Consider the following 23,057-nt stretch of genomic DNA (forward strand, 5'->3'; position numbering starts at 1 on the left):
GGAGCGGCGTGGCGGCGTGGCGGTTCCATCACCGGAACGTGGAGCCGGCCCACCCGACGGTGGAGGAAGCGCGTCGCTCAGTCGAGCGGGTAGTCCATCTCGACGCCGGCCAACGTCACACCATCGGGGAGCGGAACCCGCGTGCGGCCCACCTCCCGGAAGCCGAACGACCGGTACAGCGGCACGCCCGGCAGCGTGGCCATCAGCACCAGCGCCCGGAAGCCGGCGGCACGGGCGTCCCGCGCGCACGCGTCGAGGATCGCGCGGCCCAAGCCCCGGCGGGTCCAGTCGTCGCGGACGAACATCGCCCGGACCCGGGCGGGCTCCGAAGCCGGGTCGAGCAGGCGGCCGTCGGTGGGCCGGTCACCCGACCCGGTGTAGAGCTTGTCCCGCTTGCTCCACCCGCCGCAGGCCACGACCTCCCCCGCGACCTCGTGGACGTAGTAGGTGCCGTCGTCGACCAGCACCACGTCCGGTTCGGTGAGGTACCGCGCCGCGCTCGCGGTCTCGCGCTCGTCGTGGAAGTGCGGGAACAGCTCCAGCACCGACCGGCGCATCAACGCGGCGATCCCCGGCACGTCCGACCTCGCCGCTTCGCGCAGCACAGGTGAATCCCCCACGCGTTCCCTCCCCGCCGTCGGGGACGATCATCCCACCCGCGGCCGGCCGGAGGTCCGGGTCGGGTGCGGCGCGACGCCCGGTCCGCGGGTGAGCGGTGGTCAGGCCGACTCCGCGCGCGGCATCGGCACGAGCGCGGAGACGGCGTAGGGCGCGAGGCGGTCGGCCAGGTCGTCGGACCCGCCGGGGGTCGCCTCGAACCGCGCCGGCGTGCCGCGTTCACCGCGGAACAGGCCGCGCACCCACCGGGCGACGACTCTCGGCGGCGGTAGGAGCTCCGGGCCGAAGCGCGCCTGCACGAGGACGTCCTCACCGCTGTGGGTCTCGATCGCGGCCGACCACCCGTGCTCCTCGTCCCACAGCAGCGCCACGTCCCGGTCCGGCGCGCCGGGCAGCCGTCCGTCCAGGGCCAGATACGCGCCCGCCGGCCGCTCGGCCTGCACGTACGAGCACTCGCCGCTGAGACCCAGCTCCTCGGTGACCCGCCGCACGTAACCGCGCAGGCCCCACGTCACCGTGTCGTCGAAATCCAGTTCCATCACGCATCGCCGCCTTCATCCCGGACCCCCGGGTTGCCGATGCGCCGACTGTTTGACGCCCGGACGGAGTACCCCGATCGGATGAGCGGTGAAACCACTTGGTCCCGTGAGCGAGTTGACCATGGCCTCACGGGTCCCGCACAGTGACGGCGTGCAGAGGGCGCTGGGCATCTTGACCGTGGTCGCGTACGTGACGCTGCCACTCGGGTCGGAGAGCTTCGAGCAGCTGCTCGTGCCGACGCTGCTCGTCGGCCTGGCCTACGGCGCGCTGGCCGTCTTCGGCTTCCCGGTCGCGCAACGGCGGGGCCGGGCGTTCGCCGCGGCGTACGTCCTGGTGCAGCTGCCGCTGGGGTTCGTGCTGTTCTCGCTGTCCGGCGCGGCGGTCGGGGCGGTGCTGCTGCTGGTGGTGCTGGTCGCGCAGGGCGTGGTGCTGCTGCCGCTGCCGGCCGCCGCCGCGGTGGCCGCGGTCATCCCGCTGGTCCACGTGGGGATGGCGTGGCCCGACGGGCTGCGTGAAGGGCTGGGCACGGTGGCCGTCACCGCGTTCACGGTCGTCATCACCGAGTTGCTGGTGCGCGAGCAGCGCGCCCGCGCCGACCTCGCGACGGCCAACGAGCAGCTGCGCGGGTACGCCGCCCAGGCCGAGCAGCTCGCGACCACGCAGGAGCGCAACCGGGTCGCCCGCGACATCCACGACGGGCTGGGCCACCACCTGACCGTGGTGCAGATGCTGCTCCAAGCCGCCCGTGCGGTGATCGGCACCGCCGAGCCCGAGCGGCTGGACGCGATGCTGGCCAAGGCGCAGGACCAGTCGAAGCAGGCGCTGGCCGAGGTGCGCCGCTCGGTCGCCGCGCTGCGCGAACCCCGGTCCGAGTCGCTGGTGGACGCGTTGCGCGCGTTGGCCACCGACGTCACCGAGGCGGGTGTGCCGACCGGGTTCGAGGTGCGCGGCACGGCCCGCGCCACCCGCGCGGAGGTCGAGGAGTCGCTGTTCCGGGCCGCGCAGGAGGGGCTGACCAACATCCGCAAGCACGCCGACGCGACCGCCGCGACCGTCGTGCTCGACTACGCGCGCGGCGACCTGGTCCGGTTGGCGGTGCGCGACGACGGGCATGGGGTGCGCGACGGGTCCGGCGACGGGTTCGGGCTGGTCGGGATCGAAGAGCGGGTGGCCGGGCTCGGCGGCCGGGTGTCGGTCGACTCGGTCGCCGGGCGTGGCGTGACGCTGACCGTCGAGGTGCCGGCGTGAGCGCGCCGCAGCCGCCCGTCCGCGTCCTCGTCGTAGACGACCAGGCCCTGTTCCGGGAGGCGCTGGTGACGTTGCTGGAGGTCCAGCCGGAGATCGAGGTGGTCGGCGAGGCCGGTGACGGCGAGCGGGCCGTGCGGCTGTGCGCGGAGCTGCGGCCGGACGTGGTGCTGATGGACCTGCGGATGCCAGTGCTCGACGGCATCGCGGCCACGAACCGGCTGCGGGTCGAGCAGCCCGGGGTGCGGGTGCTGGCGCTGACCACGTTCGACGACGACGCGGACGTGTTCGCGGCGTTGCGCGCCGGCGCGCTGGGCTACCTGCTCAAGGACGTCTCGTCGGCCCGGCTGGTCGAGGCGCTGGTCGCGGCCCGGCGCGGCGAGTCGGTGCTCCAGCCGTCCGTGGCGGCGAAGCTCGTGGCGAGGGTGGCGCGGCTGCCGCGGGAGGGCGAACCGCCCCGGCCACCCGTGCCGCTGTCGGAGCGCGAGCTCGACGTCGTCCGGCTGCTCGCCGAGGGCCGCAGCAACCGCGAGATCGCCGGCAGCCTGTTCCTGGCCGAGGGCACGGTGAAGAACCTCGTCACCAGCGTGCTGTCCAAGCTCCAGGTGCGCGACCGCACGCAGGCCGCGCTGCGGGCCCGCGAACTCGGGCTCTGCTGAGGTCATGTGACCTCGGGCATGACCTTCGGCACCTGACCGCGCTCCCCTCGCGGCCCAGGATCTCCGTTGCGCACAGCCGATCGCAACGGAGGAACCGCCATGAGCCCGGAAGAGACGACCACCACCGAGGTCAGGAAGCCAGGGCGGACGGGCGCCGTCCCGCGCTTCGCCCGGCACGCGCTGGAGATGGCCGTCGCCATGGTGGTCGGCATGGTGGCGCTGGAGCCGGTCTGGTCGTTCGCCTGGCCGGGTCTGGCCGACCACGTGACCGCGCACGTGCTGGTGATGGCGACGGACATGTCGCTGGGCATGGCGCTGTGGATGCGGATCCGCCGGCACGGCTGGGCGGGCATCGCCGAGATGTGCGCCGCGATGTACGTGCCGTACGTCGTGCTGCTGCCGCTCCACTGGGCCGACGCCCTGTCCGGGTCGGCCCTGATGATGGCGGGGCACGTGCTGATGGTCCCGGCGATGCTGGTCGTGATGCTGCGCCGCCGCCACGAGCACGGGTGCTGACCGTCCCACGGGGTGGCGCACGACCCGGCGGAACCGACCGCCGTCGTCGTTCGGAAGACGGCGCTCGGCCTGACCCGGGCGGCTCGCGCGCGCCGATCGGTCAGGTCGACACCAGCCGCACCGCCGCGACCGCCTCGTCCACGGACGCGTGCAGCGGCAGCGCCCCGTCCACCTGGCTGATCCGCAACGGCCGCAGCACGGCCCGGGTGTTCGCCACGACGGCGAACGGGACGCGCAGCCGGTTCGCCCGGTGGTGGCAGTTGACCAGCATCGCGATGCCGACCGAGCCCATGAACTCGACCTCGCCCAGGTCGAGCACCACCCCGGGAGGGCCTGCCTCGAACACGGCGTCCAGCTCGGCGACCACCGGCTGGTGGGTGGCGGCGTCGAGCGCGCCGGACACGCTCACCAGCAGGATGCCGCGGTCCAGTTCCGTGGTGGTCAGGTGGTGGGCGGGCTCGGTCATGGCGGCGGCTCCTCGCGGTCGGGGACCACCGACACTGCTACCACCGGGCGCGGGCCGCAAAAGCTGGCCGGGGCGGGCTCACCCGGCCAGGGCGAGCAGGCTCCGGTTGCGCTCGGGGTCGCGCAGCAGCCGGATGGACTCCTTCTCCAGCTGCCGGACGCGCTCCCGGGTGAGGCCCAGCTCCTCGGACAGCTCCTGGAGGGTGCGGGGACGCCCGCCGGCCAGCCCGTAGCGCTCGGTGAGGATTCGCGCCTGCCGCTCGGGCAGCGTGGCCACCAGGGCGCGCAGCCCCTCGGCGAGCTCCTGCTGCTCGACCGCCTCCTGCGCGTCCACGGCCTCGACGTCCTCGATCAGGTCGGCCACGGACGCGCCGCCGTCGTCACCGATCGGGGTCTCCAGGCTCAGCGCGGCGCGGCTGGCGGCCATCAGCTCGACGACCCTGGCCAGCGGCATCCTCGCCGCCTCCGCGATCTCGTCCGGGGTGGGCTCGCGGTCGGTCTCGGACCGCAGCCGCTGCTCGGTCTTGCGCAGCTTGCCCACCTCCTCGTGGACGTGCATGGGCAGCCGGATCGTCCTGGTCTGCTCGGCCAGGCCGCGTTCGATGGCCTGGCGGACCCACCAGACCGCGTACGTGGAGAACTTGAAGCCCTTGGCGTAGTCCCACTTCTCCACCGCGCGGATCAGGCCCAAGTTGCCCTCCTGCACCACGTCCAGCAGCGGCAGGCCGCGGAACGAGTGCTTCTTGGCCACCGACACCACCAGCCGCAGGTTCGCCCGGATCATGTGGTCCTTGGCACGCCTGCCCTGGTCGGCCACGGTGCGCAGCGCCCGGTGACGTTCCGCGTCCAGCGGCGGGCCGTCGCCCTCGTCCGACCCGCGCACCAGTTCGGCCGCGTACACGCCCGCCTCGATGCGCTTGGCCAGCACGACCTCTTCATCGGCGGTGAGCAGGGGCGTGGCCGTGAGCTCGCGCAGGTAGCGGCCGACCAGGTCGGCGTCACGGGCGCCCTCGCGCGAGGCCGTGGCCGGGCGGGGCTCCCGGGTCGAACGGGTCGAACGGGTCTGGCGGGGCATCTGCACCGTCAACGACATGGTCGTCTCCTTGCCGGATCGCACCCGCGCGGGTGACGTGCGGGGTTTCCTGGGGATTTCGGGGGTCGTCCGCCGGTATGACGGGCTTCGGACGACTTCGCCCCGCGCACCTCGGGCAGGGCCGACACAGGCTTCAACGGAACGATTCCGGCTCGTATTCCAGGTGGATCGGCGGTGTGGGCACGGGCGTGACGGGGCACACCCCGGAGTGCCGTGACAAGTTCGACGACCGTTCAACGGAGGTGGCTGGTGGCCGAAGACACGACCGGTGACGACCTGGCCGCCAGGCTGAACCAGGTCGCCCGCGCGCTGCACCGGCAGGACAGCGCCCAGGAGACCCTGGACGAGATCGTGCGCGCGGCCGTGGGCACGATCCCCGGCGCCTGGCAGGCCGGGATCATGACGATCGTGGCCAAGCGCGAGATCCGGACCGTCGCGGCGACCGACGACGTGCCGCGCGACGTGGACCAGGCCCAGTTCGACACCGGCCAGGGACCGTGCCTGACGGCGCTCTACCAGGAGAAGATCGTCAGCGCGCCCGACCTGACCGAGGAGGAGCGGTGGCCGCTGTTCGCCAAGCGGGCGCTGGCGCTGGACGTGGCCAGCATGCTGTCGTTCCGGCTCTACGTGGAGGGCGACGACCTCGGGGCGCTCAACCTGTACTCACCGGACACGCGCGCGTTCGACGAGGAGTCCGAGCACGTGGGCCTGCTGTTCGCCGGGCACGCCGCCGTGGCGCTGGCCACGGCCCAGGAACGCGAGCACATGGCCGACGCGGTGCAGACGCGGGACCTGATCGGGCAGGCGAAGGGCATCCTGATGGAACGCCACCGGCTCAGCGCCGACCAGGCGTTCTCGGTGCTCGTGCGCGCCAGCCAGCAGACCAACGTGAAGTTGCGCGCGCTCGCCGAACATCTCACCCGGACGGGTGAACTGCCGTCCCGTTGAGCCTCGTGCTCGGCCCTCCTCCCCCGGCGTCCGCCGGTGTCGTCCGGCACGCGATCATGGTGACTCCCCTGGCGATCGGAGTCCCGTGGCCGACCTCCCCGTGCACCCGTCGGCCGACGACCTGCTCGCGGACCTGAACAGGACCAAGCGAGGGACGGCGGCGGGACTGGTGGCGCGCGTGGGGCTCGCCGATTTCGACGTGGTGGAGCGAGGGGTGCTGCTGGCCGCGGCGTCGTCGGAGGCCGAACGGCTCGGTGACGTGGTCGTGCGGCCGGAGCACGTGGTGCTGGGCTGGGTGCGCGCGGTCGAGGAGCGTGGCACGCGGCCGGCGGGTGTGCCGGCGTTGGAGGTCGTGCGCGAGCAGTTGCAGGCGTTGATGGCCGATCGCGCGCACGCCGAGTACGAGGCGCTGCGGCCGATCCCCCGCCCGGACGCCGTGCGGCGGCCACGGGCGGTCCTGCTGGCGGGTGTGCCGGGCACGGGCAAGAGCACGTTGGCCGAAGCCCTGGCCTGGCGGCTCACCGCGCCGGTGTTCTCGATGGACTGGCAGCTGGGCGCGTTGCTGCCGTTCGGCGGGCTGCGGACGGACAACACGACGCACCTGGCGGAGCTGAACCTGACCGCGTCGGTGGCGCGGCAGCTCCAGCTGGGGCTCGACGTGATCGTGGACGCCACCGGGCACCGCCGGGAGACGCGGCGGCGGTGGCGGTCGGTCACCGAGCGCCTGGGCGGTGTGTTCGTCGGCGTGGAGTGCGTGTGCTCCGACGAGGCGGTGCAGCGGAGCCGGGTCGAGGGCCGGGCGCGCGGTATCCCCGGTTGGCCGGCGACGGTGTCGTGGGAGCACGTGCGGCGGATGAAGGGCCTGTGGGAGAGCTGGGACGAACCGCACCTGGTGGTGGATTCCGCGACCGAACCGCCCGAGGTGGGCTTGCGCCGGGTGCTGGATCGCTGCGCGTCGCCGGAGTAGAGCACGAAAGCGGTAGTTCCCGCCCGGCCGGCTCACTACTTTCGGTGAAGTGACGTCGACGGCACGGGAGGCGACTCGTGGAGCTGGACATCACCGACCGGCGCTGGCAGGACGCGCGTGACGCCCTCGACGGCGCCGCCGAGCGGTTCAGCCGGATGCTCCTGGCCTGCCGGGCGCCGGAGCGCCGCGCGATCGGCGACTGGTCGGTGGCCCAGACCGCCGCGCACGTCGCCACCGTCGCCCGGCTCAACGCCGGCCTGATCGGCGGCGACCTGTCCCCGCTCGACGCACCCGACCTGGACCGGGGCTGGCAGGAGGCGGGGCTCGGCGGGTTCGCGCGGCTCAACGCCCTGACCCTGGACCACTTCCCCGAGCGGGCCCTGGACGTGGTGTCGAACACCCTGCTCGAAGAGGTCGACCTGCTGCTGACCAGGGCCAAGAACGTCGACCCGCGCGAGCTGCGCCCCTGGCTCGGCAGCGCCCGGCTCCCCGCCGCCTCGCACGTGGCGCACCAGCTCAACGAGATCCTGATCCACGGCCTGGACATCGCCCGCGCGCTGGACGTGCCCTGGCCCATCTCCGCCCACGAGGCCGCGCTCACGTTCGACCTGTTCCTCATGCCCATGCTCGGCGGCGAGTCGGGCCGGCTGCTGGCGGACGGCGGCGACCCGGGCCGCGTCACCCTCGAGTTCCGCTCGAAGCACACCACCCCGGTGGTGCTGACCGCCGAGGACGGCCGGCTGCGGGTCGAGCCGGCGGACGGCCGGAAGATCGACGCCCGGGTCACGTTCGACCCGGCCACGATGATGCTCACGATCTTCCGCCGCACCCGCCTCGCGCGCGCCGTCGCGACCGGGAAGGTCTTCGCCTTCGGCCGCCGGCCCTGGGCCGCCGTCGGCTACCTGCGCGGGATGCGCTCACCGTGAGCCTCGGGGTACTCGGCGTGGACGTCGCCGTCGAACAAGCGCCAGTAGAAGCCGTTCAGCCGCGCCGCGGCGGGCGCGTGCCGGGCCAGGACACCGGCCACGGCGGGCGGCACGTCGTCCGGGATGTCGCCGGCGGCGCACCGGCGGACGTAGGCGTTGCGCGCGGTGGGGACGCCACCCGGCGGCACGGTCACCCCGCACACGTCGGTCACCAGCCAGTTCACCAGTCGCATGGCGGCGTAACCCGCGTCGTGCCCGGCGTTGCGCCGGACGAACTCCCGTTCGGCGGCCGACAGCTCGAACCGCGGCGACGTGACGAGCCCGAAGTCGGTCAGGTGGATCCGCTCGCCGTCGGTGCGCATGTTGCCGAAATGCGCGTCCATGTGCAGCAGTTCCCGGTCGCGCAGGAACGCCGCGGTCTCCGCGAACTGCCGCTCGACCGTCTCCGCCTTGGCCGCGGGATCCTCGGCCAGCCAACCTTCGACCGGGTGCGGGACGTACTCGGAGAACAGCACGAGGCTGTGCGTCGCGGCGGCCAGCGCGTCCAGGCGGTCGCGCACGGCCGGGCTGCCGCCCATCCTGGCCACGACCCCGTCCACGTCGGCGTGCTCGGCGGCGACGGGCGCGCGACCGGGCAGCACGCGCCAGTGGTGCAGCAGCGGGAACGCCGCCGTCGCCCCCGCCGACACCGCGTCGGTCACGATCCGGTTCGCGGCCAGCTCGCGCCACGCGTTGAACGACGGGCCGCCGGTGCCGTACTGGCAGAACACCGGCAGGTCGAACAGGTTCGCGGTGGAGTGCGGCCGGGCGAGCTCCCGGTCGGTCAGCGGGACGCGTTTGACGAACACCGGTGTGCCGTCGACGTCGACCACCCCGGAACCACCGCCCACGCCGACGTTCTCGTGCGTGCCGACCAAGGCCGAGAGCTCCCGTTCGCCGCGTGAGGCGAGGAGGGCCGACAGTCGCTCGTGGCGGGCGGTGATCACGTCCCGATCATCCCGCGACCGACCGCCCTCGGGAATCCCGGTAAGTACCGGGCGCCGAGTGGTTACTGTGCACGTGACGTTCGAGGGGGCGACAGATGGGCGTATCCGTCACCGCACGCCGGACCTCCCGGTGGTGCCCGTGGTAGGCGTGGGTCAGCCGCTGGTGGTTCCGGTCCCGTGGCCGCAGGAGGCCTTGGTGCGGACGGCGCGGTTGCGGGTGGAGCCCGTGCGGGTCGCGCACGCCGAGGAGATGGCGGAGGTGTTGGGCGACCCCGCGCTCTACGCGATCACCGGCGGCGCGCCGCCCAGTGCCGCCGAGCTCGCGTCGCGGTACCTGCGCTGGGAGCGGCCCACGTCCGACGACGGCATCGAGGGCTGGCTGAACTGGGTCGTGCTGCGGGACGCGGACGACGTCGCGGTCGGCACCGTGCAGGCGACGACCGCGACCGGTGTGACCGGGCTGACCGCCGAGGTGGCGTGGGTGATCGGGGTGCCGTTCCAGGGTCACGGCTACGCCACCGAGGCCGCGGCGGCCGTGGTGGGGTGGCTGGTCGACGGGGGTGCGCGGGACGTGTGCGCCCACATCGCGCCCGACCACCCGGCCAGCGAGGCGGTCGCGCGGCGCATCGGGATGCGCGCCACCGGCGAGGTCCGCGACGACGGCGAGCAGCGGTGGCGGTGGCGGCCCGCCCAAGGCAACCGGACCACGACGTGACACCGGCCGTTGGTCTCGATCTCCGCACGACGGTGGTGGCCGAGTTGACCCCGCCCCCGCCACGGGTTATCCACGGTTGTGAGCGATGACCAGACCGGGCCGGCACCCCACCACGACCACGTGACCGCGCCCCAACCGGCCGGTTCACATCCCTCCCCACCACCGGCCGGGCCGCACTCCACCCCACCACCGGCCGCGCCGCACCCCTCCCCGGCGCCACCAGCCGAAGCGCGACCGGCCCCGCCGCCGGCCACGTCCCAGTCCTTCCCGCCACCGGCCGAGTCCCATCCCGCCCAGCCCGCCCCCACCCGGGAACTGCGAGCGGGGCTGTCCCTGGTCGGTGTGTTCCTCGCCGGGCAGCTGACGATGTTGCTGGTGTCCGTGGTCGTGCTGCTGTCCTACGGCTCGGGGGACGTGGCGCTGCTCGAGGACGGCCGACTGCTGGCGTTGCTGGTCGTGCCCACGTCCCTGGCCGCGGTCGTGGCGGTGGTCGGCACGGCTTGGCTGGGCGGTGGGCCGAGGCTCGGGCGGGCGGCGCGTGAGCTGGCGGTCCGCTGGAACGCCAAGGAGATCGCCATCGGCCTGGCGCTCGGCCTGGGAGGGTTGGCGCTGACGCTGCCCGCCGCCGCCGTGTGGGCCGCGTGGGTCGGTGAGGACCAGGCGAGCTCGGCGGTCGGTGACGCGTTCGCCGGGCGCGAGCTGGGACCGGCGGCGGCCGTGGTCGTGTTCCTGGCGGTGTGGCTGATCGCGCCGCTGGCCGAGGAGGTGCTGTTCCGAGGCGTGCTGTGGCGCGCGTTCGAGCACCTGGGCTGGAACCGCTGGGTCGTGTTCGTGGCGACCAGCCTCGTGTTCTCGATCGCGCACCTGGAACTGCTGCGCACCCCGCTGCTGCTGGTGCTGTCGATCCCGATCGGCCTGGCCCGCCTGCTCACCGGCAACCTGCTCGCGAGCGTGGTCGCCCACCAGATCAACAACCTCCTGCCGGCCATCGCCCTGCTCCTGGCCACCACCGGCAACCTGCCGTGACGGAGCAGCGGCAGGTCACACCTCGTGAGTCAGTCCTCGGACTTGCCGCTCCACCAGCCGAGCACGTGGCCGATGTGGTCGGTCAGCAGCGCTTCCGCGCCCCGCCCGTCCTTGGCCTCCAAGAGGTCGACGAGGCTGTGGTGCTCGGCCGCGGACCTGGCCAGTTCGGTCGTGCCGACCATGCCGGCCAGCCCGACCATGCGGGTCTGCTGGCGCAGGTCCTTCACGATGGCGATGAGCCTGCGATTGCCGTGCAGCTCCAGCAGCCGCAGGTGGAAGTCCAGGTCGGCGGCGAGGTAGGCGGCCAGGTCGGACGTCGCGGCGGCGTCCACGATGGCCTGGGCCTTGAACCTCAGCTCGGCCACGGTCGAGGGCTGCATCGTCCTGGCGATCTCGCGCATCGGCGGCCCTTCCAGCTGCTGGCGCAGCCGCACGATCTCCCACAGGTCCTGTTCGCTGACGTCGGTGATGCGGAAGCCCTTGTTGCGCACGACCTCGACGAACCCGCGTTTCTGCAGGTTGAGCATGGCCTCCCGGACCGGGGTCGCGGACACCCCGAAGCGGGCGGCCAGGGTCGGCGCGGTGACCAGGGTGCCCGGCGCCAGCTCACCGGAGACGATGGCCGCGGCGACCGCGTCCTCCACCGTGCCGCGCAGGCTCGCGGCCACGGCCACCGGGCTGATGGTTGACGGACTCACCTGGACGGCCTCCCGCGGTCGTGGGTGTGCGCACCGCGCACTGCAATGTCACACAACGCCGAGTATCGCACTGGCGCGCCTGCGAGACCCACGATCAGAACTCGAAACCCGCCGGGTAGGGATCGGTCGGGTCGAGCAGGTACTGCCCGAACCCGGTGACCCAGGCGCGCCCGGTGATGGTCGGCACCACCGCGGGCCGCCCGCCGACGGTCGTCTCCCCCACCAGGCGGCCGGTGAACCGGCTGCCGATGAACGACTCGTTGACGAAGTCCTGTCCCAGCGGCAGTTCGCCGCGCGCGTGCAGCTCGGCCATCCGCGCGGACGTGCCCGTCCCGCACGGCGAGCGGTCGAACCAGCCGGGGTGGATGGCCATCGCGTGCCGCGAGTGCCGCGCGTCCGAGCCGGGCGCGATGAACTCCACGTGGTGGCAGTGGTCGACGCCCTCGATCTCCGGGTGGCTGGGCGGTGCGGACGCGTTGACCGCGTCCATGATCGCCAGACCGGCGGCGAGGATCTCGTCCTTCCGCGCCCGGTCGAACGGCAGCCCGACCTCCCGGAGGTCGACCATCGCGTAGAAGTTGCCGCCGAACGCCAGGCTGTAGCGGATCGCGCCCAGCCCCGGCACGTCCACGACCTCGTCGAGCCGGTCGCAGTACGACGGGACGTTGCGCAGGGTCACGCTGTCGGCGTGCCCGTCGCGGACGGCCACCTCGACCACCACCAGCCCGGCCGGGGTGTCCAGCCGGATCGTGGTCACCGGCTCGGTCACCTCGACCATGCCGGTCTCGACCAGGACCGTGGCGACACCGATGGTGCCGTGCCCGCACATGGGCAGGCAGCCGGACACCTCGATGTAGAGCACGCCGAAGTCCGCGTCGGGGCGCGTGGGCGGTTGCAGGATCGCGCCGCTCATCGCCGAGTGGCCGCGCGGCTCGGTGACCAGCAGGCGCCTCAGGTGGTCGAGGTGCTCCACGAAGTGCAGCCGCCGCTCGTTCATGGTGGCGCCGGGGATGACCCCGAAGCCGCCGGTCACCACCCGGGTCGGCATGCCCTCGGTGTGCGAGTCGACCGCGGCGAACATCCGCGACGCGCGCACCTCAGACCACCTCGGCCGCGCGCAGGGCCTCGACCCCGGCGACGGCCCGGCTCACGTCCGCGCGCACCCGTGCGGCCTGCTCCCCGGTGAGCGGGCCGCGCGGCGGGCGGCACGGTCCGCCGTAGCGGCCGACTTCGTCCATGCCGAGCTTGACCGCTTGCACGAACTCGGTGCGCGAGTCCCAGCGGAACAGCCCGACGAGGTGCTTGTACCACTCCCTGGCCTCGGTGAGGCGGCCCGCGCGCAGGTGCTCGTAGAGGGCGACGCACTCGGCGGGCAGGGCGTTGGGGAATCCCGCGAACCAGCCGACGGCGCCGTCGGCCATCAGCTCGAAGAGCACGTCGTCGGCCCCCACGACCACGTCGACGTCGCACAGCTCGGCGATCTCGAAGAGCCTGCGCACGTCACCGCTGAACTCCTTGATCGCGGCGACGTTGGGCAGCTGGGCGATCTCGGCGACCAGGTCGGGCACCAGGTCGACCTTGGTGTCGATCGGGTTGTTGTAAACCATGATCGGCAGGCCGACCTCGTCGATCTTGGCGTAGTGCTCGACCACCTGCGCGCGGCCGGCCCGGTACATCGTGGGCGGCAGGGCGAGCACGCCGCCGGCGCCGTCCTCGGCGGCCAGCTCCGCCCAGTGCTTGGCCTGGTGCCAGCCGGGGCCGTGCACGCCGGCCACGACGACGCCGCGACCGCCGACCGCGTCGACGGCGACCCGGACCACCTCGCGGCGCTCGGCGTCGGTCAGCGAGGAGTACTCGCCGAGCGAGCCGTTGGGACCGACGCCGTGGCAGCCGTTGGCCATCAGCCAGTCGCAGTGCTCGGCGAAGCGGTCGTAGTCGACCTCCAGACCGGCGGGCGCGGAGGGGTTCTCCTTGAACGGCAGGGCGGTGGCGACGATGACCCCGCGCAGGGAAGTCGGTGCGGAACTCACGGGACGTCCTCTCGGTTGCCGGTGCGGCTGTGGTCGGCGAGCTCGCCCAGGCGCAGCGGCACGGCGATGGGGCGGTTGGCGGTGCGGCCGGGATCGAGCACACCGGCGAGCAGCTCCTCGACCGCCGGGCCGCAGGTGCGGCCCTGGCACAAGCCGAGTCCCGCGCGGGTGGTGAGCTTGAGTGAGCGCAGGCCCCTCGAACGGGTCAGCTCGGCGGCTCGGCGCAGGGCTCCGGCGGTGACGTCCTCGCAGCGGCAGACCACGGTGCCGTCGTCCACCCAGGACCGCCGGCCGGACCCGATGGCGTGGGCGGCGGCGAGCCGGGTCGCGAACTCGCGGAAGACCGCGCGACGGCGCAGGGCGGCGGGCGCGGGTGTTCCCCCGGCGGCTGCGGCGCCGGCGACCAGGCCCTCGGCGAGCGCCAGGTCGACGCCGCCGATGCCGGTCAGCTCACCAGCGGAGAGGACGCCGGGCACGGAGGTGCGTTGGTGGTCGTCGACCTCGACGGCGCCGTCCTCGCCGAGCGCGCAGCCGGCCGCGATGGCGAGTTCGGCGCGCGGGACGAAGCCGTGGCCCACGCAGACGGCGTCGACCTCGACGCGCCGCTCCGTGCCGGGGACCGGCGACCAGTCGGCGGTCAGCCGGGCGACGGTGACGGCCTCGACGCGCTCGGCGCCGTGCGCGGCGACGACGGCCGCGCCCACCCGGTAGGGGATGCGGTGGGCGGCGAGCACCCGCAGGTAGCCCGCCAGCTCGACGCCCTTGCCACGGGCGGCGGCCAGTCGCCACGGCTTGGCGCCCCAGCCCTTCGCGAGCCGCGCGGGGCCGGCTGCCTCGACCACGCCGACGACTCGTGCGCCGACGCGGACCAGGCTCGACACGGCGGGCAGCAGGAACGGGCCGGAGCCCGCGACGAGGACGCGACGGCCGACGGCCACCCGCTCGCCCTTGGCCAGCGCCTGCGCGGCGCCCGCCGTGACGACGCCGGGCAGGTCCCAGCCGGGGAACGGCAGGGTGCGCTCCTGCGCGCCGGTGGCGAGGACCAGGACCACGGGGTCGAAGGTGCGCGGGACGCGGGCCCGCCCGTCGACCTCGCCGACGAGGACGTGCACGAGCGGGGGCATGCCGTCGCGGCAGTCGACGGACCACACGTGGGCGTTCGTGACGACCTCGCAGCGGGGATCGCGCAGCAGGGCGGCGCGCAGGTCGAGGAAGCGCTGCCAGCCGTGGTGCCACTCCGCCTCGTCGGGGTCGGCGCGGTGGGCGGGCGGGTGGCGCCAGTACTGGCCGCCGACGTCGTCGCCGGCTTCGAGGAGGACGACGTGCTTCGCACCGTGTCGGCGGGCGGCGAGCGCGGCGGCCATCCCGGCGGGTCCGCCGCCGATCACGAGCACGTCAGGCACGGTCGTCCTCCTGCAGCTCGACGACGTCTCCGTCGGCGGCACGGCGTTGGCAGGCCCGCACGTCGCGCAGGCCGTTGACGGTGACGACGCAGTCGAAGCAGGTGCCGATGCCGCAGAACACGCCGCGCGGGCGGCCCGCGCGGGTGCGGCGCCAAGAGGTGCGGCCGGTGGCGAGCAGGAGCGCGGCGATGCTCTGACCCGCCGAGCCCTCGACCGCGATCCCGTCGACCTCGATGTGGACCCGCGTCATCAGGCAGCCCTGCCGAGGTGCGGGAGCAGGGTCGGGCGGTCCAGGCGGAACTCGGCGGCCGACGGGTCCTCGCCGTGCAGGACCTGGTCGCGCAGGACCTCGGCGGTGGCCAGGCTCAGGCCGATGCCCGCGCCCTCGTGACCGGTGGCGTGCCACAGACCGGGCAGCCGGTGGTCGGGGCCGATCACGGGCAGGTGGTCGGGGACGAACGGGCGGAAGCCGCCGTAGGCGCGGATGACCTGGGCGTCGGCGAGGAAGGGGAACAGCAGCAACGCCTTGGCGGCCAGCTCGGCGAGCACCCCGGCTTCGATCCGCTCGTCGAACCCGCGCCGCTCGCGGGAGGAGCCGATGAGCACGGTGCCCGCGGCCGTCGACTCGACCACGCCGGAGACCCGCAGGTCCGCCGTGCCGGAGCCGACCGCGCCCACGTAGTCGGCGTCGTAGACCTTGTGCCTCACCCGCCGGGGCATCCGGGAGGTCACCAGCACGGTGCCACGCCGGGGCGCGACCGGCAGCACGACCCCGAGGCGCTCGGCGACCGCGCCGGACCAGGGGCCGGCGGCGAGCACGACCGCGTCGGCGAGCAGCACGCCGCTGGTGGTCTCGACCCCGACGAGCCTGCCCCGGTCGACCACCGGCCCGGTGACCTCGACGCCCTGGCGCACCCGGGCACCGTGGCGGCGGGCGGCGGCGAGCAGCGCCTCGGTGGCGATGACGGGCTGCACCTGCATGTCCTCGGGGTAGAGCACGGCGGCGGTGCGGTGCGGGGTGAGGTCGGGTTCGAGCTCGCGGGCGCGGTCGTCGCCGACCGGCTCCGCCTGGACCCCGGCGGCGCGCTGGGCGTCGGCGAACTCCCGGAGCGCCACGGCACCCGCTTCGGTGGTGGCGACGACGAGGCCGCCCTTGCGCTCCAGTTCCAGGTCGGGGAAGCCCGGGGGCAGCTCGTCGCGCAACTCGTCCTCGATGCGCAGCCAGGAGGCGAGTGAGCGCTGTGCGAGTCGGAGTTCGGCGCCGGGCGCCTTGTCGGAGACGAGCAGGTTCCCCTCGCCACTGGCGGAGGCGCCGCCCGCCCCGGCGCCCCGGTCCACGACGGTGACCGCGCAGTCCTCGCGGGCCAGTGCCCGGGCGATCGCCGAGCCGACGATTCCCGCCCCCACCACGACCACTCGAAGAGAAGCGGACACCTCAGTACCATGTCACATGGCGCTTGGCTTGGGAAGGCGGCCAAGGCGGCGGCGGTAAGCACGAAGCCGGTGAGCTGACGACCCGGTCGCGCATCACCCGGTTCCGTGATCGGCACAAGCAACTCAAGGGGCCGAAAGCGTTTTCGGACACCGGGCACTGCGGGTGGGTAGAGGTTTTGGCGCGCTGCGCGTCCATCGCGCGCCGGGTCGCGGGCATGCCGGAACACCCCGAGCCCGATGGCTCGGGGTGCCCGTCGAAAACGGCCGGTCAGCGCGGCCGGGCGACCCCGGTGGACTCGCGCAGGACCAAGCGGGTCGGCTGGCGCACGACACCGCGCGACGGGTTGCCGTCCAGCGCGGCGAAGAGGTGGCGGACGGCGGACGCGCCGAGGCGCTCCAGGTTGACGTCCACCGTGGTCAGCGCCGGCCGGCTCTCGGCGGCGAACGCCTCCCAGTTGTCGTAGCCCACCACGGCGATGTCGTCCGGGATGTCCCGGCCCAGCTCGCGCAGCGCCTCGGTGACGCCGTAGGCGATCTGGTCGCTGCCGCAGAAGACGGCGTCCACGTCGGGGTGCGCGGCCAGCAGGCTGACCACGCCCTGCCTGCCCCACCGCTGCGACCACTGCCCGAACCTCGGGCCGCCCACCAGCGGCAGCCCCGCCTCGTCCAGGACCTGCCCGAACGCGGTCGCCCGGTCCTGGGCCGCCCGGTAGGCCGGGTCGCCGCTGATGTGCGCGATCCGGCGCCTGCCCAGCGAGATCAGGTGCTCGGCGGCCAGGCGGGCGCCGCCCGCGTCGTCGGCGAGGATCGACACGTCGTCCGGGTCGTCGGACTCGCAGTACACGTAGACCACCGGCACCGGGATCTCCTTGGACAGCGAGGGCCGGACCTCGTTGCCGTCGCCCAGCACGATGAAGCCGTCGACCCGCCGGGCGATGAGCGTCCGGATGTAGTGCCTGCGCCGGATCGCGTCGCCGCGCGCGTCGCAGAGCAGCACGCTCATCTGCTCGCTGCCCAGGGCGTTCTCCGCGCCCAGCAGGACCGGGATGGCGAACCGGGCGACCATCAGCTCGTCGGTCAGCAGGCCGACCGTGCGGGTCTGCCCCGAGATCAACCCCTGCGCCAGGACGTTGGGCTGGAACGACAGCTCCTCGGCCGCCTTCAGCACCCGCTCGCGGGTCGACGCGGCCACCTCGGCGCGGGCGTTGAGCGCCTTGGAGGCCGTCGCGAGCGACACCCCCGCCAGCTGCGCCACGTCCGCGAGTGTGACACCAGCATGCTGTCGAGCCACCGCTCTCCCCTTCCTGAAATCCCTTTCGGGAGGATACGCACAAGCTGGCGCACCCTCCCGTCGAACGCGGACGCGGACGCGGTGCGGTCGGTCAGATCACGGGCAACCAGACGCGCATCGTCGACGGCCCCCGGTTCGCCCACTCGTGGTAGGGCACCAGCGGCACGTCCTCGAACTCCCGCGCCCCGACCGGCGTCGGGTCGTGCCGGTACGGCCACCCGGGTTCCGGGAGGTCCACCCGGGCGCAGCGGACGACGACCCTCCCGTCGACCACCCTCGGCGGCGCGGCCGGGTCGACGCGCAGGCGGTCGACGACGTCGAGGCCGGGCACGTCCACCGACTCCACCGCGAGCACCAGCGGACCTCGTTCCACCGCCACGCACCCGCGCACCGCGTCGATCCTCGGGTCCGGGTGGGTGAACCGCGGCGCCATCGGCAGGCTCAGCACCACCTCGTCACCGCGCCGCCACGTCCGCCGCTCGGCGACCGTGCCGGGACCGACCGCCCTGGTCGTCCCGCCCGCGGTCAGCGTCGCGCCGTCGTGCGCCCAGCCGGGCACCCGCAGGGACAGGGTCCAGGGGCGCTCGTCATCGCTGTCCACGCGCACCCGGACCTCGCCGTCCGCCGGGTACCGCGTGGTCACGACCAGGCGGACGCCCCGACCGCCGGGGAGCCGCGCCTCGACGGCGCCCTCGGCGTACTGGTGCAGCTGGACGCCCTCGTCGTCCGACGTGGCCACGTAGGCGGCCAGCGAGGCGAGGGTGCGGGCGAGGTTGGTCGGGCAGCAGGACACCTCGAACCACGGCGCCCGCAGCGACGACGAGGCACGCGGGCTGGGCTCGTCCGCGGCGGGGACCTCGCCGAGCTCGCGGCGGTGCAGGGTGTTGGTGTAGAAGAACGCGCGCCCGTCGGCGGACGGCGAGGTCGAGACCACGTTGAACAGCGTCCGCTCGATGAGGTCGGCGTACGCCGGGTCGCCCTCGGCCAGCAGCAGCCGCCAGGCGAGCATCACCGAGCCGATGCCCGCGCACGTCTCGGAGTAGGCGCGGTCCGGTGGCAGCGCGAAGTCCTCGGCGAACGCCTCGTCCTGGTGCCGCGCCCCCATGCCGCCGGTGAGGTACGTGCGCGCGCCGACCGTGTGCCGCCACTGCCGGGCCACGGCGGCGAGCAGCGTGTCGTCGCCGGTCTCGTCGGCCACGTCCACCTGGCCGGCGGCCAGGTAGACCGCCCGCACGGCGTGCCCGCGGAACACGTGCGCGTCGCGGGCCGGGACGTCGTCCTGGAAGTACTCGCGGCCGAACTCGATCTCGTCGAGCACGTGGTGGCCGCGGCGCTCGACGAAGAGCCGGGCCTGCTCCAGGTACCGCCGCTCGCCGGTGACCCGGTACAGCTCCACCAGCGCGGGCTCGATCTCCGGGTGCCCGTCGACGGCGGCCCGCCCCGCCGGCCCGAACACCGCGCACACGAGGTCGGCGGCCCGGCGCGCGACCCGCACCAGCAGGTCGTCCGGGTGGCCGGTGCGGGCCCGCGCGACCGCGGCCTGGACCAGGTGCCCGACGCAGTACAGCTCGTGGCCCATCTCCAGGTCCGACCAGCGCGGACCTTGACCGGGTCGGCCGAACTCCGTGTTGAGGTAGCCGTCGGGTTCCTGGGCGGCGGCGACCCGGGCCACGATCCCGTGAAACCGGTCCTCCAGCGCCGGGTCGTGCTCCCGACCCAGCTCCCAGGCCATCGCCTCCAGGAGCTTGTAGACCTCGCTGTCGGAGAACTCGCGGCCGCGCCGGTCCGCGGGCAGCCGGCCCGCGCGGGCGGCGTCGAAGTTGCCCAGCCACCCGGTCCACTCGACCCAGTGCTCGACGTGCGGCAGGACCGCCCGCCGGTTGCGCTCCTGGAACTCGCCCCAGTGCCCGCCGGTGAGCCGGACGTCCCGGGTGCCGAGCGGCCTCAGCCGCGCGCGGCTCGGGACCACCGGGCGTCCCGCGGTCGGGGCGGCGTGCACCGGGGCGGCGTGCGCCCCGGCGTCGTGCCTGTGCGCCTCGTCGAGGCCAACGGTCTCAGAAGTCATCATCAGCCTTTGAACGCGCCGGACATGAACCCGCGGACGTACTGCCGCTGGAGGACCAGGAAGAGGAAGACGCAGGGCACCGCCAGCACGACCACGCCCGCCTCGGTGGCGCCGTAGTCGATGACACCCATCACCTGCTGGCGGAGGTTGGCGACCGCCAGCGGCAGCGGCACCTTGTCCGAGTCGCTGATCAGCACCAGCGGGGTGATGAAGTCGTTCCACGCCGCCAGGAAGGCGAACAGGCCCACCGTGACCAGCCCGGGCCGCACGGCCGGCAGCAGCACGCGGCGCAGGGCCGCGAAGGTGCCGCAACCGTCGACGAACGCGGCCTCCTCCAGCTCCTTGGGCAGCGACTCGAAGGAGATGCGCATCATGAACGTCGCGAACGGCAGCTGGAACATGGTCAGCACCAGCGCCAGGCCGACCAGCGAGTTCTGCAGGCCCAGCTCGTTGAGCAGCACGTAGAGCGGGATGAGCAGGGTGGCGTAGGGGACCATGAGGATCGCCAGCGTCACCAGGAACAGCAGGTTCTTGCCGGGGAAGTCGAACCGGGCGAACGCGAAGCCGCCCAGCAGGGCGATCGTCACCGTGAAGAGCACCGTGAGCCCGGAGACGATCGCGCTGTTGAGCAGGTACTGCCAGATCCCCGCCTGGTAGTCCACGAGCGTGCCGTAGTTGGCGAAGCCCCAGCCGTCGGTCTGCGCCGTGCCCGCCTGCGGTGAGACGGACGCGACCGCCGCCCACACCATCGGGAACAGGAACAGCAGCGCCAGACCGCCGGTCATGACGTAGTACGGCGTGCGCACGACGAAGCCGGGCAGCGAGGTGCCCCGGCCGTCGCGCGTCGGCCGGACGGGGCGGGTGTCGAGCGTGGCGCCCATCAGGCGTCCCTCCCCCGCAGCCAGCGGAACTGCCCGAGGTTGAACACCAGCAGCACCACCAGCACGATGATCGACAGCGCGGCGGCGAGCCCGAGGTCGTTGCCGCCCTGGAAGGCGGCGTTGTAGATCAGCTGGACGATGGTCATCGTGCCGTTCTCCGGTCCGCCCTTGGTCAGGATGTAGAACTGGTCGAACGCCAGCAGCGACCCGGTGACGCACAGGATCGTGCACATCGCCAGCGACGACCGCAGCAGCGGCAGCGTGATCCTGGTGAACCGCTGCCACCGGTTGCAGCCGTCCAGCTCGGCGGCCTCGTAGATGTCGGTGGAGATGCCTTGCAGCGCCACGAGCAGCAGCAGCATGTAGAAACCCGCGAAGCGCCAGACGATCAGGCCGACCGTCGACCACAGCGCGGCGTCGGGCGTGCCCAGGAACGAGATCGGGCCGTCGGCCGGCCCGACGTCGCGCAGCACCTCGCCGAACGGCCCGCTCTGCGGCGAGTAGAGCGCGTAGAACAGCAGCGACGCGGAGGCCAGGCCCAGCGCGCTGGGCACCAGCACGGCCGTGCGCAGGAAACCCGTCCACCGGGTCGACTCCTGCACCAGCAGCGCCAGCCCGAGCGACAGTCCGATCAGGATGACGGTGGTGATCACCGTGTACTTCACGGTGAACCGGACCGCCGGCCAGAACAGCCGCAGGTCGACGGCGTCGACGAAGTTGTCCGGGAGGTTGACCCCCCGATTGCCCGCGAACAGGCCCCAGTCCGAGATCGACATCTGACCGACGAGCAGGACGGGCACGGCGAAGAACAGGGTCACGAACAGCGCGGTCGGCGCGGCGTAGGCCCAGCCGGTCAGCCGCCGGCGGGACTTGGCGGAACGGCCGCGCGACGGCGCGGGTGCGACCTGGTCCGGTGGACGGGCGGGCACTCGCTTGAGGGAGGTGGGCATCGCATCCTCGACTCTGTGGGGACGGCGGGAGGGCGCCTGCCGGGTCAGGCGCCACGTGCGCGGCCTACTGGCCCAGTGCCTCCGAGACCGCGGCGTTGTCCGCCGCCAGGCTGCCCTCGTCCCCGAACACCTGGTTGCGCAGCAGCGTCACCCAGGGGCTGCCGGCGGCGTTGAACGCCTGCTGGAAGTTCACCGCCATCGGCGTGCGGCTGTCCGCGGCCGCGGCGACCTCGTTGACGGCCAGCAGGCGGGGGTCCTCGCGGGTGTGCTCGTTGTTCGCGAGGTCGGATCGGGCGACCGAGCTGTTGTTGGCCGCCAGGACGCCGACCTGCGCCTCCTCCGACATCAGCCAGGCCAGGAAGTTCCACGCCTGCGCGGCCTTCTTCGAGTCCTTCGAGATGCCGATCCCGTCACCGCCGAGGAAGGTGGAGCCGCCGCCGTCGACACCGGGGATGGGCGCCACGCCCACGTCGACGGTCTTGTCCGCCGTGGCCAGCAGGGTCGCCGGGTACGGCATGACCCCGATCCTGCCCTGCTGGAACGCCGCCACCCAGGTGGCGCCCGTCTCGTCCCGGCCGGCCGGGTCGACCGCGCCGGAGGCCCACAGGTCGCGCCAGGTGCGGTAGAGCTGCTTGGCCGAGGGGTTGTCCAGGCCGCTCTTGGCGCCGCCGTCGAGCAGCGGGTCGTCGCCGGAGGCCCACATCGTGGGGAACCAGGTGAAGACGTTGCAGCCGCCGCAGTTGCCGCCGAAGGAGGTGCCGTAGACGCCTTCCTTGTCCAGCCGCTGCACGGCCTTGGCGTGCTCGGCGAACTCCGCGAGCGTCGCCGGGCCCTTCTCCGGGTCGAGGCCGGCCTCCTGGTAGAGCGCCTTGTTCCAGAACATCACCGACAGGTCGAGCACGAACGGCAGGACGTGCCGCTTGCCGTCGCGGGTGCCCGCGTCGAGGTGCCCCTTGTTGATCGCGTCGGCGTGCGGCAGCTGCTCGACCTGCTCGGTGACGTCGGCGAACAGCCCCGCCTCCGTCCAGTTCGGGACGTAGACGATGTCGGCGGCGAACAGGTCGGGCAGGTCGCCGCTGCCCGCGGCGGCGCCCACCCGGGAGACGTAGTCGTCGTTCGGGGTGATGGTCAGCTCGACCTTGTTCCGGTGCGTCTTGTTGTACGCCTCGACCAGCAGGTTGGCCTGGAACTCCAGCGGAGCCCGGGTCCACAGGGTCAGCGTGGCGCCGTCGTCGACCCCTTCGACGCCGCCCGCCGAGATCTCACTGGCGGGGCCGTCGTCGGAGCCGCCGCAGGCGGTGAGCGCGGCCGTGGTGACGATGGCCGTCGCGACGGCGACGAGACGCCGTTGTCGGCCGCGCGTTCGCGTCCTGATCATGGGTTGCTCTCCTGGTGTGTCGACTGTCTTCGGTGACTGTCGGGAAAGGTCCCGCCGGCGGGGAGCGTCCTTCAGGAGGACGCCGCTCGAAACCCTTTTCGGGGATGGTGGCAACTCGCCGCACCGATGTCAACGATGCGTTCTTGCAGGCCGAAGCGCTACGGCGGCACTGGCGGGTCTCACGCACTCGATCGTCGTGCCGAAAGTTTTCGACAGGGGCGCT

At 73.4% G+C, this 23,057-nt stretch carries 24 protein-coding genes; 8 read left to right on the forward strand and 16 right to left on the reverse strand.

Features of this window, described 5'->3' with window-relative positions; all coding sequences use genetic code 11:
- Positions 1-77 precede the first annotated feature (77 nt).
- A complete protein-coding gene (locus ACQPYE_RS21255) occupies positions 78-620 on the reverse strand; it encodes a GNAT family N-acetyltransferase (protein WP_498713740.1) in 543 nt (180 codons plus the stop codon).
- A 99-nt stretch (positions 621-719) separates the two neighbouring features.
- Positions 720-1,157: a DUF6292 family protein gene (locus tag ACQPYE_RS21260; RefSeq protein ID WP_498713742.1), complete on the reverse strand. Its 438-nt coding sequence runs from the start codon at positions 1,155-1,157 to the stop codon at positions 720-722.
- Positions 1,158-1,308: 151 nt separating this feature from the next.
- Between ACQPYE_RS21260 and ACQPYE_RS21265 the strand changes: the two genes are divergently transcribed.
- The 3 genes from ACQPYE_RS21265 (at position 1,309) to ACQPYE_RS21275 (ending at position 3,578) form a co-directional block, all read left to right on the forward strand.
- A complete protein-coding gene (locus ACQPYE_RS21265) occupies positions 1,309-2,406 on the forward strand; it encodes a sensor histidine kinase (protein ID WP_498713744.1) in 1,098 nt (365 codons plus the stop codon).
- The gene (locus ACQPYE_RS21270; RefSeq protein WP_498713746.1) at positions 2,403-3,062 is read left to right on the forward strand and encodes a response regulator; all 660 of its coding nucleotides are present in this window, start codon (positions 2,403-2,405) and stop codon (positions 3,060-3,062) included. Before ACQPYE_RS21265 ends, ACQPYE_RS21270 begins: the two co-directional genes overlap by 4 nt.
- A gap of 99 nt (positions 3,063-3,161) precedes the next feature.
- The gene (locus tag ACQPYE_RS21275; protein WP_498713747.1) at positions 3,162-3,578 is read left to right on the forward strand and encodes a hypothetical protein; all 417 of its coding nucleotides are present in this window, start codon (positions 3,162-3,164) and stop codon (positions 3,576-3,578) included.
- Between the two features lie 100 nt (positions 3,579-3,678).
- Here ACQPYE_RS21275 and ACQPYE_RS21280 read toward each other — a convergent pair whose 3' ends face one another.
- Both ACQPYE_RS21280 and ACQPYE_RS21285 read right to left on the reverse strand, forming a co-directional pair.
- Positions 3,679-4,044 (reverse strand): STAS domain-containing protein, encoded by a 366-nt coding sequence (locus ACQPYE_RS21280; protein WP_498713749.1) that lies wholly within the window; start codon positions 4,042-4,044, stop codon positions 3,679-3,681.
- A 78-nt stretch (positions 4,045-4,122) separates the two neighbouring features.
- Positions 4,123-5,136 (reverse strand): sigma-70 family RNA polymerase sigma factor, encoded by a 1,014-nt coding sequence (locus ACQPYE_RS21285; protein ID WP_498713751.1) that lies wholly within the window; start codon positions 5,134-5,136, stop codon positions 4,123-4,125.
- A 249-nt stretch (positions 5,137-5,385) separates the two neighbouring features.
- Between ACQPYE_RS21285 and ACQPYE_RS21290 the strand changes: the two genes are divergently transcribed.
- The 3 genes from ACQPYE_RS21290 (at position 5,386) to ACQPYE_RS21300 (ending at position 7,977) form a co-directional block, all read left to right on the forward strand.
- Positions 5,386-6,084 carry a GAF and ANTAR domain-containing protein gene (locus tag ACQPYE_RS21290; protein WP_498713752.1) on the forward strand — a complete coding sequence of 233 codons (699 nt, stop codon included), beginning with the start codon at positions 5,386-5,388 and terminating at the stop codon, positions 6,082-6,084.
- Positions 6,085-6,169: 85 nt separating this feature from the next.
- Entirely contained in the window at positions 6,170-7,051 is an 882-nt protein-coding gene (locus ACQPYE_RS21295; RefSeq protein WP_498713753.1) for an AAA family ATPase, read from the forward strand.
- 77 nt (positions 7,052-7,128) lie between these two features.
- Positions 7,129-7,977 (forward strand): maleylpyruvate isomerase N-terminal domain-containing protein, encoded by an 849-nt coding sequence (locus tag ACQPYE_RS21300; RefSeq protein ID WP_498713756.1) that lies wholly within the window; start codon positions 7,129-7,131, stop codon positions 7,975-7,977.
- Here ACQPYE_RS21300 and ACQPYE_RS21305 read toward each other — a convergent pair.
- The gene (locus ACQPYE_RS21305; protein ID WP_498713757.1) at positions 7,950-8,963 is read right to left on the reverse strand and encodes a serine/threonine protein phosphatase; all 1,014 of its coding nucleotides are present in this window, start codon (positions 8,961-8,963) and stop codon (positions 7,950-7,952) included. The two genes, ACQPYE_RS21300 and ACQPYE_RS21305, sit on opposite strands and share 28 nt — an antisense overlap.
- A gap of 196 nt (positions 8,964-9,159) precedes the next feature.
- Here ACQPYE_RS21305 and ACQPYE_RS21310 point away from each other — a divergent pair, with 196 nt between their 5' ends.
- Positions 9,160-9,678 (forward strand): GNAT family N-acetyltransferase, encoded by a 519-nt coding sequence (locus ACQPYE_RS21310; protein WP_498713759.1) that lies wholly within the window; start codon positions 9,160-9,162, stop codon positions 9,676-9,678.
- A 120-nt stretch (positions 9,679-9,798) separates the two neighbouring features.
- Positions 9,799-10,704: a CPBP family intramembrane glutamic endopeptidase gene (locus ACQPYE_RS21315; RefSeq protein WP_498713760.1), complete on the forward strand. Its 906-nt coding sequence runs from the start codon at positions 9,799-9,801 to the stop codon at positions 10,702-10,704.
- Positions 10,705-10,733: 29 nt separating this feature from the next.
- On the opposite strand, the gene ACQPYE_RS21320 is transcribed toward ACQPYE_RS21315, so the two are convergent.
- The 11 genes from ACQPYE_RS21320 to ACQPYE_RS21370 all read right to left on the reverse strand — a co-directional run bounded on the left by ACQPYE_RS21320 (position 10,734) and on the right by ACQPYE_RS21370 (position 22,834).
- On the reverse strand, positions 10,734-11,402 hold the full coding sequence (locus ACQPYE_RS21320) for a GntR family transcriptional regulator (RefSeq protein ID WP_498713762.1): 669 nt from the start codon (positions 11,400-11,402) through the stop codon (positions 10,734-10,736).
- Positions 11,403-11,496: 94 nt separating this feature from the next.
- On the reverse strand, positions 11,497-12,498 hold the full coding sequence (locus ACQPYE_RS21325; protein WP_498713765.1) for a proline racemase family protein: 1,002 nt from the start codon (positions 12,496-12,498) through the stop codon (positions 11,497-11,499).
- Between the two features lies 1 nt (position 12,499).
- Entirely contained in the window at positions 12,500-13,432 is a 933-nt protein-coding gene (locus ACQPYE_RS21330) for a dihydrodipicolinate synthase family protein (RefSeq protein ID WP_498713767.1), read from the reverse strand.
- The gene (locus ACQPYE_RS21335; protein ID WP_498713768.1) at positions 13,429-14,835 is read right to left on the reverse strand and encodes an FAD/NAD(P)-dependent oxidoreductase; all 1,407 of its coding nucleotides are present in this window, start codon (positions 14,833-14,835) and stop codon (positions 13,429-13,431) included. The genes ACQPYE_RS21330 and ACQPYE_RS21335 overlap by 4 nt, the downstream gene beginning before the upstream one ends.
- Positions 14,828-15,085: a (2Fe-2S)-binding protein gene (locus ACQPYE_RS21340; protein ID WP_498713770.1), complete on the reverse strand. Its 258-nt coding sequence runs from the start codon at positions 15,083-15,085 to the stop codon at positions 14,828-14,830. The genes ACQPYE_RS21335 and ACQPYE_RS21340 overlap by 8 nt, the downstream gene beginning before the upstream one ends.
- Positions 15,085-16,245, reverse strand: a complete 1,161-nt coding sequence (locus tag ACQPYE_RS21345) for an NAD(P)/FAD-dependent oxidoreductase (RefSeq protein WP_498722956.1) — start codon at positions 16,243-16,245, stop codon at positions 15,085-15,087. Before ACQPYE_RS21345 ends, ACQPYE_RS21340 begins: the two co-directional genes overlap by 1 nt.
- Positions 16,246-16,537: 292 nt before the next feature.
- Complete coding sequence (locus tag ACQPYE_RS21350; protein ID WP_498713771.1) at positions 16,538-17,524, reverse strand: LacI family DNA-binding transcriptional regulator; 987 nt, start codon at positions 17,522-17,524, stop codon at positions 16,538-16,540.
- Positions 17,525-17,651: 127 nt separating this feature from the next.
- Positions 17,652-19,625 (reverse strand): glycoside hydrolase family 127 protein, encoded by a 1,974-nt coding sequence (locus ACQPYE_RS21355; RefSeq protein WP_498713773.1) that lies wholly within the window; start codon positions 19,623-19,625, stop codon positions 17,652-17,654.
- Positions 19,626-19,627: 2 nt separating this feature from the next.
- Complete coding sequence (locus tag ACQPYE_RS21360; protein ID WP_498713774.1) at positions 19,628-20,506, reverse strand: carbohydrate ABC transporter permease; 879 nt, start codon at positions 20,504-20,506, stop codon at positions 19,628-19,630.
- Positions 20,506-21,456: a carbohydrate ABC transporter permease gene (locus ACQPYE_RS21365; RefSeq protein ID WP_498713775.1), complete on the reverse strand. Its 951-nt coding sequence runs from the start codon at positions 21,454-21,456 to the stop codon at positions 20,506-20,508. Before ACQPYE_RS21365 ends, ACQPYE_RS21360 begins: the two co-directional genes overlap by 1 nt.
- A gap of 64 nt (positions 21,457-21,520) precedes the next feature.
- Positions 21,521-22,834 carry an ABC transporter substrate-binding protein gene (locus tag ACQPYE_RS21370; RefSeq protein ID WP_498713776.1) on the reverse strand — a complete coding sequence of 438 codons (1,314 nt, stop codon included), beginning with the start codon at positions 22,832-22,834 and terminating at the stop codon, positions 21,521-21,523.
- Positions 22,835-23,057 lie beyond the last annotated feature (223 nt).

Origin of the sequence: Actinosynnema sp. CA-299493, assembly GCF_050946825.1 — a bacterium.
GTDB lineage: Bacteria > Actinomycetota > Actinomycetes > Mycobacteriales > Pseudonocardiaceae > Actinosynnema.